Origin of the sequence: Bacteroides oleiciplenus YIT 12058 (assembly GCF_000315485.1) — a bacterium.
Classification (GTDB): Bacteria; Bacteroidota; Bacteroidia; order Bacteroidales; family Bacteroidaceae; genus Bacteroides; species Bacteroides oleiciplenus.
Map to the genome: position 1 here is coordinate 102063 of NZ_JH992941.1, position 17749 is coordinate 119811.

The 17749-nt window shown below is 45.9% G+C and carries 5 protein-coding genes and 2 pseudogenes; 5 read left to right on the forward strand and 2 right to left on the reverse strand.

The features are described 5' to 3' along the window. Positions 1-9: 9 nt before the first annotated feature. Together HMPREF9447_RS08720 and HMPREF9447_RS08725 are read right to left on the reverse strand one after the other, a co-directional pair. On the reverse strand, positions 10-3036 hold the full coding sequence (locus HMPREF9447_RS08720; protein ID WP_009129344.1) for a SusC/RagA family TonB-linked outer membrane protein: 3027 nt from the start codon (positions 3034-3036) through the stop codon (positions 10-12). A 74-nt stretch (positions 3037-3110) separates the two neighbouring features. Further along, positions 3111-5546, reverse strand: a complete 2436-nt coding sequence (locus HMPREF9447_RS08725; protein WP_009129345.1) for a glycoside hydrolase family 127 protein — start codon at positions 5544-5546, stop codon at positions 3111-3113. Between the two features lie 411 nt (positions 5547-5957). Between HMPREF9447_RS08725 and HMPREF9447_RS08730 the strand changes: the two are divergent. The 5 genes and pseudogenes from HMPREF9447_RS08730 to HMPREF9447_RS08750 all read left to right on the forward strand — a co-directional run bounded on the left by HMPREF9447_RS08730 (position 5958) and on the right by HMPREF9447_RS08750 (position 17719). Continuing rightward, positions 5958-7705, forward strand: a pseudogene (locus HMPREF9447_RS08730) (AAA family ATPase). A gap of 183 nt (positions 7706-7888) precedes the next feature. Next, positions 7889-10618 carry a glycoside hydrolase family 97 catalytic domain-containing protein gene (locus HMPREF9447_RS08735; protein WP_009129348.1) on the forward strand — a complete coding sequence of 910 codons (2730 nt, stop codon included), beginning with the start codon at positions 7889-7891 and terminating at the stop codon, positions 10616-10618. A 9-nt stretch (positions 10619-10627) separates the two neighbouring features. Beyond that, complete coding sequence (locus tag HMPREF9447_RS08740; protein ID WP_009129349.1) at positions 10628-13030, forward strand: family 43 glycosylhydrolase; 2403 nt, start codon at positions 10628-10630, stop codon at positions 13028-13030. A 22-nt stretch (positions 13031-13052) separates the two neighbouring features. Next, positions 13053-15458 (forward strand): glycoside hydrolase family 127 protein, encoded by a 2406-nt coding sequence (locus HMPREF9447_RS08745; protein ID WP_009129350.1) that lies wholly within the window; start codon positions 13053-13055, stop codon positions 15456-15458. A gap of 11 nt (positions 15459-15469) precedes the next feature. Then, positions 15470-17719, forward strand: a pseudogene (locus HMPREF9447_RS08750) (DPP IV N-terminal domain-containing protein). The last annotated feature ends 30 nt before the right edge of the window (positions 17720-17749 follow it).

Genomic DNA, 17749 nt, shown 5'->3' on the forward strand with positions numbered 1-17749 from the left:
AGTATTATTTTAGAATCCAATGTTAACACCAAAAGTAAAAGAACGAGTAGTAGGATAAGTATCGCGATATTCAATACCAGGAGCCTGTACATTGTTAATGTCAAGTTCCGGATCTAAACCCGAGTAACCGGTTATACAGAACAAATTATTACCCGATACATATACGCGAAGACTCTTCATGTATTTGTTATTGCGTATCGGAAGAGTGTAACCAATAGTCAGGTTACTCAATTTAACAAAATCGCCATCTTCCAGATAATAACTTACCACTGCCTGCTTTTGTGCTCTCGACAAAGTATATTCTCCACCATAAGGAGCATTGAGCACACTCTTGAGTTTATTCAGGAACACTGCGTTATTCTCATAGAAAGCGCGTGGAGAGTTGAGTATCTTAAAGAAAAACTGCCCGGTGAACTGTGCAGACAAATCGAAGTTTTTGTAACGCAACTGATTACTCCAACCTGCAAATAGCTGTGGCATACCTGTTCCCATGTCCTGGCGATAGCTTTCGTCAGCCAACATAGCATCGCTCATTTCTTCTATTTCTCCGGTATTGGGATTTTCAACTAGGAATACTCCACGTTCTGCAACGCCCACCGATTTAATCATATAAAAATGACCTAACTCTTTTCCTACTTCCATGTAGTGTGTTCCTTGAGATATAGGGGCATCCAATCCTCCTGTAATACGGAAGTTTGCTGTTTCGTAAAGATCATTCGAAAGACTTACCAATTTATTCTTGTTATGTGAAGCGGTCAATGTTGTCTTCCATTCAAAGTCTTTTGTACGCACCGGAACAGCATTGATGGCTATTTCAATACCTGTATTGCGCATTTTACCTACATTGGCCAACGTTTGATTATACAAGTTAGGCGGTACCGGAACAGTATAATTCCACAACATATCTGTTGTATTCTTCTGATAAACATCAATTGAACCGCCTAATCGATCATTCAGCGTACTGAAATCAAGACCAATATTATATTCAGTTGATTTCTCCCATTTCAAATCCGGGTTAGGATTTGAAGTTGCTATCAGACCAGGTTTCCATTCTCCCTTATCATAGAAATACTCGCTACCAAAGCTATATTTCAGTAACGAAAGATAGTTATCATTAGGAATAACACCCGTAGTACCCATACCGGCACGCAGTTTTAAATTATTGAGCCAGGTAATATCCTTCATAAATTCTTCTTTACTGATAGTCCAACCCAAAGATATTGACGGGAATGTTCCCCATTTATGATTGGTACCGAAGCGGGAAGAACCTTCGCGGCGAATACTGGCAAGAATATTGTACTTATCGGCAAATCCATAACTTATACGCCCGAAGAAACCTATCAATTTATTGTCATTTTTATAACTGCCCATACCTGCTTTACCATCCTTCAAGTAAGCACCTAAACCCAGATTATTGTATTGGAAGAAATCGTTGGGAAAATCGGTATTATTGGCATTGAAACCTGAGTTCTGCGTGTATTGGTAACTATAACCTGCCAATGCATCAAAACGGTGCTGACCAATCGTCATTTGATAGTTTGAAGTAAATTCTAATTCGTTAGTATAACTGGTAGCATACGATTGGTACGCATAACCTGTATGTCCGGAACTGCGTTGATCTGGATAATCAGCAGTATAATAACCTTTATCATGTGCGCCCCAAGTACGACGTGAAGCCCGAAGGTTATTTTGCCAACCCTTGATAGGCTCAAATGTCAATGTACCTGTCATACGAGTCCAATCGGTTTTGTAATCACCTATACGTTCTTCGTTCATAGCCAACGGATTGGAATACTCACTACGGCCAAAGTTCTCGTACCAGTTACCGTCTACATCTTTAATAGGCTCAGTAGGGTTATGGATAATAGCCTGACGATATTGGTAAGTAGCGTTATTGGCACTGTTGGTATGCTCTCCTTTTAACAGGTTTATACTTACTTTCAACATATCGTCCAAGAACCAATGTGTCAAGTTCATGTTCAGCGTAAGGTCTTTGCTGTAAGTATTCAGAATCACACCTTGGTCATCACGATAGGTTACATCGGCAGAATAAGTCGTTTTCTGCGTACCCCCGCGAACACTGAGGTTATGATTATGAGAGAAACTGGTACGTGTAATGGCATCCAACCAGTCGGTATCATAACCTTCGTCTGTAAAGTCGGTATAACCCTTACGGATCTCTTCGGGCCCCATAAAGTCATGCTTTTTACCGAATTGAGACAATGACATGTAACCAGAATAGTTGATAGAAGTTTTCTGTTCACGTTTTCCATCAACTGTAGTAATAAGGATTACACCATTGGCACCACGTGTACCGTAGATAGCGGCTGCAGAAGCATCTTTCAAGACATCTACTGATGCAATGTTCTCGGGAGACACTGTACTCATATCACCAGGAATACCATCAATCAACACCAACGGGCTATTGCTACCAGTTAGCGTAATGACACCACGCAAACGAATACTTGATCCGGAGTTCGGATCACCACTACCTTTCGATATAACAAGACCGGCCACTTTACCTTTAATCAAGTCAGCTGCATCACTCACTTTACCTTGAATAAAGTCATCTTTTTTCACGCTGCTAATGGCGCTCGTTACATCCCCTTTCTTTTGCGTTCCATAACCGATAACTACAACTTCATCCAACAATTCGGTATCATCAGCCAAAGTAACATTGACCTTCCGTTGAGAACCTACTGCTATTTCCTGGCTCTTATAACCAATGTAAGAAATTAGCAAAACAGAGTTTGCTCCTTTCACTTTCAGTGTATACTCACCATCGATATTAGTGATAACACCGTTCGATGTTCCTTTTTCAAGAATATTGGCACCGATAACAGGTTCACCACTCTTGTCTTTTACTACACCGGTAATTATAACAGTCTGTTGCTGCACCATCTCGGTTGTCATTGATGCTATCGTTCCCGGAGTTGCAAATACCGGACTAATACCGATACCTGCCGCAAGGAAAAGACAAGCTGTCGCCTTGAGTAAAGCTTTGCTTACCAAAGGCTGGTTTTCATGTGTTTTCATATTACATCTTTAATTAAAAGGTTAATATTCAATATACAAGTTACAAATTTCTAATTTTTTAAAAAGAGATTAATTTAGTTTACTTTCCATTCAATCACCCCGCCCGAAGCACCTTTCTGCAACTGAGCGGCAATTTTTAATCCTGTCGTTTTTACCGGTTTAAAATCAAGGCTATTATAGCAGTCCTTCTTCACCACATACTCATTCAACGCCTCTACTTCTTTCCAATTTTTACCATCTTTATAGTAGAGTTTCCAGCTTTCCGGCACACGGAAGTTTCCATCATAATGATCGAAGTCCAGCCAATAAACCTGTACGTTTGAAACGGTGTAAGGCTGATCGAATTGGTAAGCCAGAGTTTCCTGTGTTCCGTTTCTCAACCACCAATAGTGGTAAGGCTTAGAAATATCCGACGAACGTTTCGGTTCCCATTGGTCATTCACACCCCATGCCCAGCTTTCTACAGAGGCTGATTCAGGAGCATCTTTCTGGATAGGAGCCTGTATCATCAGAGTCCGTGCCTTGCTGGCAATTGTCGGTTCGGGAATAGGACGGGCATATTCGGCAGCTTCAGGAATCCAAACCGCCATCTGGTCTGCACCGCGATTATTCCAGGTTGAATAAGGAATGGCTTTAAAAGGAACCTCTTTCACACTACCATCTTTACCCACTTCTTTTGCATTACCGGTCAGCACCACAACACCGTTCAACAGATTAGCGTCATAAGCTGCTTCCATTGGAGTGGCATCAGGAATAAACTTGTTGAAAACAGTGCTGTCAGCCTGATCTTTGCCTTCCAGGCAGAACATGATAGGGCCACGTTCGATAGCCAGTTTGCCACGGTCGTCTTCTACATTATCATTGGCTTTAATACGGCGCACATCCATCGGAAGACTGATTTCTACTACATCACCCGCTTTCCAGGTACGTGAAATAGTAGCGTAGCCATCATATTGTTTAGCATTTACTTTCTTACCGTTAACAGAGATGCTGTAAGCACCTGCCTTATCAGTAAATGAATAAAGATCCGTCGGTACGGGAGCATCCTGCGCCCAACCCGGGATACGGAAACGTAAAGCAAATTCCTGCTCTTTCTCAGGAGTAACTAAGATGGAAACCTTTCCTTCCCAAGGATACTCAGTAGTCTGTTCCAAAGCTACATTATTGCTGTCCGTATTAAGGTCAGCTTTACTCTGGATATAAAGATTGACATAAATATCATTGCCCTGAGTGGCGTACATATAATAAGGTACGGAAGCCATGAAGCGGGTTACATTACCCGGGCAACAAGCACAACCAAACCAATGCTGGCGTTCGTGCTGCCCCATAGATTCGAGCGGATTATCATAGAAGAACTTGTCACCGCTAAGGGAAACACCCGAAATCACACCATTATAAAGTGCACGTTCCAGTACATCGGCATATTTGGCGTTTCCCGTAGCCAAAAACATGCGGTGATTCCAATAAACATTGGCGATAGCTGCACAAGTTTCGCAATATGCGGTATGATTGTTCAGTTCATAGTTAGGTCCAAAGCCTTCACCCTGCGGACGGGAACCTATACCTCCGGTAATAAAGAGTTTCTTGCTTGCCATATTCTCCCAAATACGACTCAGTGCGTTGAAGTAAGCTGTGTCCTGAGTCAGGGCAGCTACATCGGCAACACCCGAATAAAGGTATCCGGCACGCACGGCATGCCCTACGATTTCATCTTGCTGCAAAATGGGTTTATGATCCTGACTGTATTCGCTGAGGCGATGACCGTCTGTTCCGCGTCCGGTTTCCTCCACGAAATATTTAGCCATTTTCAGATATTTCTCGTCACCTGTCACTTTATATAATTTAGCAAGCGCCATTTCAGCGATGGGATGCCCCGAAGGAACATGCTTTTGTCCTTCACCCGGACCAAATACCTGACAAACAAGGTCGGCGTTTTTGATAGCTACATCGAGCAAGGAGCGTTTACCTGTCGCACGATAGTGAGCAACGGCAGCTTCGTACAAGTGACCGCTATTATAAAGTTCGTGACTATTGATTTTTTCCCAACGATGCGTTCCCCACCAACCGGAAAGGCGGTAACATTTATTAGTTACGCACGTAGTGAGATAGCCGTCCGGTTCCTGAGCGGCTGCGATAAGGGAGATGACACTATCCAGATAAGCATCCAGTGCTTTGTCATACTTCACAGCCAGCGAGTAAGAGGCTCCTTCTATTATCTTATAAGGATCGGTATCGTCAAAAGAGAAATCACCACGGTGTTCGCCTTTCATTAATCCTCCGGCAATGGCAAAGTTATCGAAGCGCCCGTTCTTCTCACATTCTTTAAATGCGGAAGGTATGGAGACTGTGCGATTGGTTTCAATACGCGGAGTCCAGAAGTTATCGTTCAGGTGAACTTGTGTAAAAGGGACTTCTTTAATCGGAGCATCAGGCTGAACGTAAAGTTCGCTACAAGCACTCATGCTCAGAAGGGCGATGCTACCGAAAAGGAATTGGATTCGTTTCTTCATAATATCATATATGTATTTTTAGTTCGTTACCAAAAGTGTACGGCAAAGGAAAAGGATTTATCTTAAACTGAATAAAACGAAAGTCCATATGAATGCCAAAATAGTCGGGTTAGAAAGGTTCTGGAGGATATTTAGATTATTATTTCATTGGTTTGGATTATTCTTTCATGGCTGCAGATATTATACCCGAACCGTACCCGGGATGCACTTGCTCCGTACATTCTTCGCTCAGAAGTACCTCTACACGGAGAAAGTACGGAGAAGGTACGGAGCAAGTACGGTACAGGTACGACGCAGGGGCGTTTCTGATACAGCGCGGAGGCATAGTTTCTCAAGAATAGTTTCTTAATCTAATGGAAATCATCTATCTTTGTCATTCAGAAACATTGCTTAAAGGAGGAACTGATTGTGATGTATATGGCACCTGCGAACAGAAAACGTTTACCTTATGGTATGATGAACTTCGAGGATATCCGCCTCGAAAACTATTATTATGTAGACAAGACCGCCTTTATTCCCATGATTGAGCAGGCAGACCGCTTCTTTTTCTTTATCCGTCCCCGCCGCTTCGGCAAGAGCCTGACGCTGAACTTGCTACAACACTACTATGACGTGCGTGCCAAGGACAAGTTTGACACGCTGTTCGGCGACCTCTACATTGGGCAGCATCCTACGCACGACCGCAACAGCTATCTGGTACTGAAGCTCAACTTCTCCGGCATCATCGGTGAGCAGAACAATTACCGCCAAGGACTGGATGCGCACTGCCAGACCATGTTCGACTATTTTTGTGATATTTATGCCGACTATCTACCACAGGGCATCAAGGAAAAGCTGGATGAAAAAGATGGTGCGGTAGAGCAGCTTGAATATCTATATACAGAATGTCAAAAGACGAATCAGAAGATTTACCTCTTCATTGATGAATACGATCATTTTACCAATACCATCCTTTCGGATGCCGGAAATTTGCACCGTTACACAGACGAGACACATAAGGAAGGTTATCTGCGCGCTTTCTTCAATAAGGTGAAAGCTGGAACCGACTCTTGCATCAAACGCTGCTTCATCACCGGAGTCAGTCCCGTGACGATGGATGACCTGACCAGCGGTTTCAATATCGGGACAAACTATTCCTTACGCCGGAATTTAACGCAATGATGGGCTTTACGGAAGAAGAAGTGCGCGAAATGCTGACATACTATTCCACGAACAGCCCATTCCATCACAGCGTGGACGAATTGATAGAGATAATAAAACCATGGTATGACAATTATTGCTTTGCCGAGGAATGCTATGGCGGAACTACGATGTACAATTCCAACATGGTGCTCTATTTCGTCAAGAACTATATTCAAAATGGAAAAGCTCCGCGGAGTATGTTAGAAGATAACATTCGTATCGACTACGAGAAGCTGCGCATGCTCATCCGCAAGGACAAGGAGTTTGCACACGATGCTTCCATTATCCAAACCTTGGTAAGCCAAGGCTTCATCACTGGAGAATTGAAAAAAGGTTTTCCGGCTGTCAACATAACCAATCCCAACAACTTCGTGAGCCTGCTCTATTATTTTGGGATGCTTACCATCAGCGGCACGCACGAAGGAAAGACGAAGCTCACCATCCCCAACATGGTAGTCCGCGAACAGTTATACACCTATCTGCTGAACACCTACAACGATGCCGACCTCAGTTTTGACAGTTACGAAAAGAGTGAACTGGCAAGTGCCTTGGCTTATCGTGGCGACTGGCAAGCTTACTTCGGTTACATCGCTGATTGCCTGAAACGTTACGCCTCCCAGCGCGACAAGCAGAAAGGCGAATTCTTCGTCCACGGCTTTACCCTTGCCATGACGGCTCAGAACCGCTTCTACCGTCCCATCTCCGAGCAGGACACGCAGGCCGGCTATGTAGATATCTTTCTTTGTCCGATGCTGGAGATTTACTCTGACATGAAGCACAGTTACATCGTGGAACTGAAATATGCCAAATACAAAGACCCCGAAACCCGAGTGGAGGAACTTCGCCGGGAAGCCATCGAACAGGCCAACCGTTATGCAGAGACAGACACGGTGAAGTGTGCCATCGGCGCCACAGAATTACATAAGATTGTGGTGGTATATAAAGGAATGGAAATGCGGGTGTGCGAAGAGGTGTAGCCTCCGTCCCGGTGCCTATGCAAAAATAATCCAAAGACTAAAAAAATAATCCAAACACAGTCCAAGAATACCACAAACGGGCGATTCTTGGACTATTCTTTTATTACATTATATTATTCAGTCCTTCCACTCACTCCTTTTTCACTTACTTTGCACACGAACCAAATAAAGAGCTAATCGATTATGAAAAACTGCACATCTCTCAAATTAGTCGTTATTTCCTTATTTTTATACTTCGGAAATAATTCACTCGGAGCATCCCCCGGAAAGAAATATGCACTCTCCTCTCCCGATGGAAAGTTGAAAGTGGAGGTGACTGCCGGAAATGAACTGTCTTATCAGGTGATGCACGAAAACGATACAATTCTCTCTCATTCTAACATAGGATTAGTTCTGGCAGACGGAACTACAATAGGAAACAATTCTCAGGTGACAGGTATTAAAAGGAAAAAGGTCAGGGATAATGTAGAGTCTCCTTTCTATCGCTTCAAGGAGTTCATAGCCACATGCAATGAACTCAACTTGAAGCTGAAAGGTGATTTCGGCGTTACCTTCCGCGCCTATAATGAAGGAGTGGCTTATCGTTTTTACACAACACAAAAGACAGAAGTAACCATCAAAGAAGAAGTGGCAGAATTTAACTTCAACCAGGATTACACAGCCTATCTTCCTTATACAACCAACGATAAGAAGCCAATGGCAATGGCTTTCCAGAATGTCTACGACGTTACTCCACTATCGAAAGCACAGCCGAAGCTGGCTTTCCTGCCCGTAACCGTAGACTGTGGTAAAGCCAAGCTGACGATATTGGAGTCTGACCTCGAAGCTTATCCAGGTATGTTTGTACAATCACAAGGCGAAAAATATAGTTTAAAAGGAGCATTTGCTCCCTACCCCACCAAGACAGATTTCTATCCCTGGCGCAGACAGGAATATGTGACAGAGACAACCGATTTCATAGCCCGCAGTAAAGGTGCCCGTCCTTATCCCTGGCGTGTGCTGGCTGTGACGGAAAAAGATACGGATATGCCCGTTAACAATCTGGTTTATGCGCTGGCGTCCCCCAACCGCATAGGTGACACTTCCTGGATAAAAACCGGGAAAGTGGCCTGGGACTGGTGGAATGACTGGAACCTGAAAGGCGTTCCCTTCAAGGCAGGCATCAATATGGATACCTACAAATATTATATAGATTTCGCCAGCCGCAACGGCATCGAGTTTATTGTGCTCGACGAAGGCTGGTACGACCCCAAAAGCGGTGATATGCTGACCGTCATTCCCGAACTGAACCTCCCGGAGCTGGTTGCTTACGGAAAGGAGAAGGGAGTGGAACTCATACTCTGGACAGTATTCAACGTACTCGACAACCAACTGGAAACTGCTTGCAAGAAGTACTCCGACATGGGCATCAAAGGTTTTAAAGTCGACTTCCTTGACCGCGACGACCAGACAGCCGTTGAAATGGTATACCGTATTGCCGAAGCCACTGCCAAGCATAAACTGACGCTCGACCTGCACGGCATCTATAAACCGACAGACATCAACCGTACTTATCCGAACATCATCAACTTCGAAAGTCTGTTTAGCATGGAAGAAGTGAAATGGACGGATATAAAAAATAATATGCCGCTTTATGATGTCACTTTCCCCTACATCCGTATGATGGCAGGTCCGGTAGACTACACACCGGGAGCTATGCGTAATGCCACAAAAGCTGACTGGCGTGCCGTTTACTATACGCCAATAAGTATGGGAACCCGTTGCCATCAACTGGCTGCCTATATCGTGCATGATTCCCCCCTCACCATGCTATGTGATGCACCGACAAATTATCTGAATGAACAGGAATGTGTGGATTTCATCACCTCCATTCCTGTAGAAACTGATTCTACTTTTATCGCCGCAGGCAAATTAGGAGAATACATTGTGACCGTCCGTAAGAAAGACATCAACTGGTACATCGGTGGAATGACGAACTGGGACGAACGGGATGTGGAAATAGACTTCTCTTTCCTGCCAACAGGTGCCTGTTACACCACCACGTTATTCACTGACGGCATCAACGCCAACAAACAGGCGGAAGATTACCGTACAGAAACGCTCACAATAGATAAAAACAAGCGGATGAAATTACATTTAGCTTCAGGTGGAGGATTTGCAATGAAGCTCGAAGCCTGTCCGGTACGCGGAACGGTGACAACAATACCCGAAGGCAAGGATATTCCTTCTTTCTATAAGAAATACATTGAAACGGAAGGTTTATATGTCACTTCATCCGAGCGGGTGAGCGACGAGGCATTGCTAAAAGCCTGTGATATTATCAGTCTGATGCTGGCCAAACGGCCTGACGTGAAAGCACACATGGTGAAGAAGGGTTGCCACGTAATGGTAATAGGGAAAGATGAAGCAACTTGCGACTTGCCGGAGTTTGCCCATATCTGTAATTCCCCCGATAGCATTGCTTACTGGAACTGGCGCGCCCGCGGTTTCGGAGGTGCACCGGAAGATGAATTCTCCGCCAGTTGCGGAGAGGAGAACCTGTTGGGTTTGCCTCAGGATAAGTATACGGGTGAGAATATCCTGATTCATGAATTTGCGCACTTGATACATCTGGTAGGGATAGTTGGTATAGAACCTGATTTCAATGACCGACTGGAGACTTTATGGAAAAACGCAGGCGAAAAAGGATTATGGGCAAATACTTATGCCTTAAGCAATAAAGAGGAATATTTTGCCGAATGTGTACAGTCTTTCTTTAACTGTAATCGCCATGCCGAGCCTGCCGATGGAGTACATAATTCCATGAACCGACGTGTGAAACTGAAAGCATATGATCCGGATATGTATAAGTTGTTGAAAGAATACTTTTATGAAATAGAGATACCAATTAATAACAATTCTTTCAGACAATAAAGTAACAATATGAATAGAATCATCCTTTTAATCACTTCCCTTTTAATAGGAGTTGCCTCTGCCTTTGCGCAGACCGATTTCAATACCCCGGGCGCAGGTAATCCCATCATCCCCGGATATTTTGCAGACCCTACTATAAAAAAGTTCGGTAACACTTATTATATGTATGCCACAACTGATGGTAGCGGTGCCGGCTTCGGTCCTGCCCAAGTGTGGACGAGCAAAGACTTCGTAAACTGGACCTTGATGCCCATGAACTGGCCCGACAGCCACTGGATATGGGCTCCCGACGTGATGCAGCACACCGATGGCAAGTATTACTATTTCTATTGCCAACCCTGCATCATCCATTGCGGTGTAGGAGAAACCCCGCGCGGCCCGTGGAAGAACATTCTGGGAGAAAGCGAAGCAGTCCTCATTCCAGATCGTTTTGTAACAAATGCCATCACACTGGACGGGCAGACTTTTGTAGATGACGACGGCTCGGTATATATGTACTGGGGCACTTGGGGAATATACAAAGGCTTCGGCTGCGGTGCCGGAAAGCTGGCCTCTGACTTGAAAAGTTTCACCGAAACCCGCCTCATCCCCAATACCGAAGCTACGGATTTCTTCGAAGCTCCCTTCGTCATCAAACGGAATGGAACTTACTACTTCATGTATTCTTCCGGTTCCTGCCACGACCATACCTACCGTGTGCAATATGCCACTTCGGACCAACCTCTAGGCCCTTATAAATATGGCGGCTGCATCCTCGAAACCAATACTGACGGAACCATTCACGGTCCCGGACACCACAGCATCTTACAGGAGGGTGACAACTACTATATCGTCTACCACCGTCACGATAATCCGCACTCCAACCGTGGCTTCCACCGCCAGCTTTGCATCGACCGCATGGAGTTTGCCGAAGACGGAAGCATCCGAAAGATTACTCCCACCCACGACGGTGTAGGCGCACTGGCTCCCGCTGTAGTCAAGTCAACTAATCTGGCCTTTGGCAAGAGCGTCCTCGCCTCTTCTTTTTATGACGATAATTTCCGTCCCGAATATGCCGTAGATGATAACAACGGAACCTTGTGGCGTCCACGCGGCATGGGACAGGAATGGATTGAAATAGACCTGGGACGTACCCAACCGATACAAACCATCTGGACACAATTTGAATACGGCACGCAGTTCTATCAATATCTGATAGAGACTTCCACCGATGGAAAACGCTGGAATATCTTTGCCGATAAACGGAACAACCACCTGGCAGGCAGCCCGATGGTGGACTTCGGAAAGACCAAAGCCCGCTACGTCCGCCTCACCTGTACCGGTGGGCAAAAGAATGGTTTCGGTGGTGCCATCTGGAACATCAAAGTATTCTCCGGCATCGAAGCCTCCGCCCCGCAGCAATGGCTCGGACTGACTGCCGCCGACTGGAATGGTCGCGAATGGCAAAACAACGAAGGGATGTTGGGAGGAGCTTTCACCCTCAAAGAAGGCGCAGCCCGCACCGGCCGTATGGACGGACGTGATGCTTTGATACTTGAACCGGGCACTACGTTGGAATTCCGTCATCCGCTGATTTCTCCTTCCAAAGAACATACAATTAGTGGGTTAGTTTATAGATTAGGTAGGTGGCAAAGCTACGAAGCGGAGTCCGCCCTTTCATCGGGTGTGATTTCGCTTCAAAGCGGAACCGAACCTTTGATAATCACTAATATCCGTTATTATAACTGGAAACAGGAACCTGCCGAACAAGCCTACGATGCCACCACGGACATTGTTCGTCTGCCGGCAGCCAACCAGCAAAAGCGCGGCCTGGTAGTGAGCATTACCGCCGATGACTTTGAAGCCGGAGACACTGTGCACTACTTCTCCAATCATGGAGTAGACGGATACTTCGAAGCTCAGAAAGCGCCTTCTGTCATCCGGGAAGTGCAAGGAAAGAAAAGCTTCCACTTTGAAGGACATCAGGTATTCCGTTCCAGTTTCTCCCTCCCTGCGACTTTGCTGGACAATGCTCCCTATACATTGGAAGCCTGGATATTGAACGATTCCATCGCAGAAAACGAATGTGTGGCCGATTTCACGACATCGCATGACGAACTGGAAAAGATTATGCTGGTAAACGGAATAGAACCGCGCTGTGGAGTTATCAACCACTACGGTTGGTATGAGGATGCCAGTTATAAGGATATGAAAACGCTGGAAGGCAAATGGCAACACGTCTATATCTGCTTTGACGGTCGGATGGAGCAGGTATATATAAATGGACAACTAATCAGCGAAAAAGATATCCAATTACTGATAAAACCGTCACAATACGTAACTTTGGGGCAGAATGCAGAACGCAACTGGCCGTTCACTGGTAATCTGCATTCGCTGAAACTCTGGGACGAATATATTCCGATGAAAAAATAACACCATAAATAGAATGATAACCATGAAGAAACTTTTAGTAAGCACTCTGATGCTTGCCACTGCAATAGGCGGTCAGGCACAAGTGAAAAATCAGTCGCACGGATACCCCATTGACCCTGTGCCCTTCACTTCGGTGAAAGTAACCGACTCCTTTTGGGGGCAGCGCCTCAACGCAAGCCGTGAAGTAACCATTCCTCTTGCTTTCAGCAAATGCGAGGAAACAGGAAGGTATCAGAACTTCGTCAACGCAGCGCATCCCAACGATACGATAAAAGTCGGCGGACTGGCCTTTGACGATACGGATGTCTATAAAACCATTGAGGGTGCCAGTTACCTGTTGCAAACTTATCCGGACAAGAAACTGGCTAAGTACATCGACAGCGTACTGGTGATTGTAGCCGCCGCACAGGAACCGGACGGATACCTTTACACCAGTCGCACCATGAATCCGAAGCATCCGCACGAATGGGCGGGAAGCAAACGCTGGGAAAAAGTAGAAGACTTGAGCCACGAGTTCTATAATCTGGGACACATGGTGGAAGGTGCAATAGCACACTATCAGGCAACCGGGAAAAAGAATTTCCTTGATATCGCCATTAAATATGCCGATTGCGTATGCCGTGAGATAGGCACAGGCGAAGGACAGCAAATCCGTGTTCCCGGACATCAGATTGCAGAAATGGCACTGGCTAAACTATATCTGGTCACCGGTCAGCAAAAGTACCTCGACCAGGCTAAATTCTTCCTCGACCAGCGCGGATACACCAGCCGCACGGACGAATACAGCCAGGCACACAAGCCCGTTGTCCAGCAGGATGAAGCAGTGGGACATGCCGTTCGCGCCGCTTATATGTACGCAGGGATGGCCGACGTGGCAGCTCTCACCGGAGACACCGCCTACATTCATGCCATCGACCGTATCTGGAACAATATCGTCGGTAAGAAGTATTACATCACCGGAGGTATCGGAGCCACGGCTGCCGGAGAGGCTTTCGGTAAAAACTACGAGTTGCCCAATATGTCAGCTTATTGCGAGACTTGTGCAGCTATCGGTAATGTATATGTCAACTACCGTCTTTTCCTGTTACACGGCGAATCAAAGTATTATGATGTACTGGAACGCACTTTATATAACGGTTTGATTTCGGGCGTATCACTGGACGGCGGCGGTTTCTTCTACCCGAATCCGCTGGAAAGTATGGGACAACATCAACGCCAGCCTTGGTTCGGCTGCGCTTGCTGCCCCTCTAATATCTGCCGTTTCATTCCGTCATTGCCGGGATATATCTATGCGGTAAAAGACAAAGACGTCTATGTTAACCTCTTTATGTCCAATACTTCAGACCTAAAAGTAGGCGGTAAGGCTGTTTCTATCGAACAAACAACAAAGTATCCCTGGAACGGAGACATCGCCATCGGCATTAAGAAGAACAATGCCGGGCAGTTCACTATGAAAGTACGTATCCCGGGATGGGTACGGGGGCAGGTAGTTCCGAGTGACCTTTACACCTACAGCGACGGCAAGCGTCTGAAATATACGGTAGCCGTGAACGGAGAACCCGCACAAAGCGAACTGAAAGACGGCTACTTCTGCATCGACCGCCGTTGGAAGAAGGGCGACAAAATAGAAATACACTTCGACATGGAACCACGGACTGTCAAAGCAAACAATAAAGTGGAAGCCGACCGTGGACGCATTGCCGTGGAACGCGGCCCGATTGTATATTGTGCTGAATGGCCGGATAATAACTTCGATATTTTCAGTGTATTCATGAACCGCAACCCGAAGTTTGAAGTAGTGGAAAAGCCCTATTTACTGTATGGCATCAACCAACTGAAGACAGGGGCGCAGATTCTTGGATACGATGACCAGGGGCGCTTGACTACCACTGACGTGGATTTGACCATGATTCCTTATTATGCATGGGCACACCGTGGTTCGGGAGCCATGGGAGTATGGTTGCCGCAGGAATTAAGCGCATCCCGCCCCACCATGCCTGCAACACTGGCTTCGGAAAGCAAGATTGATGCTTCACACAAAGTAAAATCTATCTCAGCCATCAACGACCGCCTGGTGCCGAAAGATGAGAACGACCGCTCCATGCCTTACTATCACTGGTGGCCGAAACAAGGAAGCACCGAATGGATTTCTTATGAATTCCCGGTAGAAGCAACCGTCAGCAGTGCTACCGTATATTGGTTTGACGATGCTCCCTGGGGTGGTTGCCGCGTACCGAAGAGCTGGAAGATTTATTATAAAGATGCACAAGGCGAATGGCAATCCGTTACCGGTGCCGACAAATACGGAGTTGAAAAAGGTACAGGAAATGTAGTTAACTTTGACCCGGTAAAAACAAAAACTGTTAAACTGGAAATCAGACAGCCGGATAAATATTCATCAGGCTTATTTGAATGGGAAGTTAAGTAAAGGTTAGGTATATGAAAATGGTTAGATTAGGTTTGTCAGTAGCCATGCTCCTTTGCGGGGGCATGGCTATTGCCCAAGGTACGGTAGAGGATTACAACCGTGCCTATTCATTGAGAGAAAAGTTCAGTGCAAACAAGGTATTCTACTCCAATGTCACGCCGACGTGGATAGAGGGTACACATCAGTTCTGGTATGTGCGCAATACACCGGAAGGACGTATGTATGTATCGGTGAACGCAGACAAGAAAGGGAGAAAAGAGTTGTTCGACCATAGCCGCCTAGCTGACGCACTTACCAAAGCATCCGGCAAAGAAGTGAAATCTTCCGCCATCAATCTGGAGCGATTGCATGTTAACAAGAGTCTGGATACACTCCGCTTTGTTTTCAATAACCAGCGATGGATGTATGCCACCCGGAAAAACCAGTTGGCAAACGAAGGCAGCCTCCCCACTCCCCAAAAGCAGAAACACTGGATGGAACGGGATGATGAAAAGACTGCCAATCCTATTCCCTCGCCTGATGGCAAGTACACGGCATTCATCAAGAATCATAATATATATGTGAAAGAAGTTGCCACAGGAAAAGAAAAACAGTTGAGTATAGACGGCACACTGAGCAATTATTATTCAGCCTATATCCGTTGGTCACCGGACAGTAAGAAGGTGGCTTCCTGCAAAATACGTCCGGTTGAGAAGCGTTATGTATATTACGTGGAGTCTTCTCCAACGGATCAACTGCAACCTAAGCTCCACAAACAGGAGTATGCCAAACCGGGAGATGAACTCCCATTTAAGGTGCCTTGCATCTACGAAGTGGAGACAGGAAAAAGTATTATTCCTTCCACTGATTTGTTTGCCCAACAGTATGAGATATACGGCCCCGAATGGAACAACGACAGCCGTGCCGTAACCTTCGAATACAATCAGCGCGGGCATCAGGTGTACAGGGTATTGGAACTTTCGGCAGAAACCGGCAAGGTACGTCCACTGATAGAGGAAGGCAGTGATAAATACGTAAATTACACCCGCCATTTCCGCCATGACCTGAGGGACAACAAGCATATCATCTGGATGAGCGAACGCGACAACTGGAACCATCTGTATATGTACGACCGCACCACTGCGCAGCCCGTCCACCAAATCACCAAAGGCGAATGGTATGTGCGCGAAGTGCTTCGTGTAGATGAAGACAACCAGCAGATTTACTTCTCCGCAAATGGTGTACAACCCGGTGAAGACCCTTATCTCATCCGCTATTACCGCATCGGCTTCGACGGAAAAGACTTGGTTTGCCTTACTCCGGAAGAAGGAATGCACCGTGCCTAGTTCTCGGGAGATATGAATTATCTGGTAGACGTTTACTCTATGGTAGACAAAGCTCCTGTAGCCGTGCTGCGCAGCGCCAAGGATGGCCAAGTAGTAATGCCATTAGAAACTGCCGACATCAGCCGCCTGATAGCCGAAGGCTGGAAAGCACCGGAAGTATTTACCGCCAAAGGACGTGACGGCAAAACGGATATGTGGGGACTGATTGTCCGTCCCACTAACTTCGACCCGAACAAGAAGTATCCGGTTATCGAATACATTTACCAAGGTCCCGGCGACCAGTATGTACCCAAAAATTTCATTCCGTACAACTGGTATATGACTTCACTGGCAGAACTTGGTTTCATCGTTGTCATGGTGGATGGAATGGGAACTTCTTTCCGTTCACGCGAATTTGAAAATGTATGTTATAAGAATCTGAAAGATGCCGGACTGCCTGACCATATAGCCTGGATAAAGGCAGCAGCGCAAAAGTATTCCTATATGGATATCGAACGCGTTGGCATCTACGGCTGTTCCGCTGGCGGACAGGAGTCAACGAATGCCGTATTGCTGCATCCTGACTTTTACAAAGCGGCCTACTCCGCTTGTGGCTGCCATGACAACCGCATGGATAAGATTTGGTGGAATGAACTTTGGCTGGGATATCCTGTAGGAGATCAATACAAAGAAGGTTCGAACGTGGAGAATGCCCATTTGTTGAGTCGTCCCCTGATGCTGGTAGTCGGTGAACTGGACGACAATGTAGACCCTGCCTCAACCATGCAGGTAGTAAATGCTTTGATTAAGGCGAACAAGGATTTTGAACTGGTAGTCATCCCTGGCGCACACCACACGATGGGCGAAGATTTCGGAGAGCATAAGCGATATGATTTCTTTGTAAGACATCTGATGGGGGGAAACCCGCCAAAGTGGGATGAGATAAAAAAACAATAAAGTATTCACCTTCAAAAGTAGAGTTCAAAT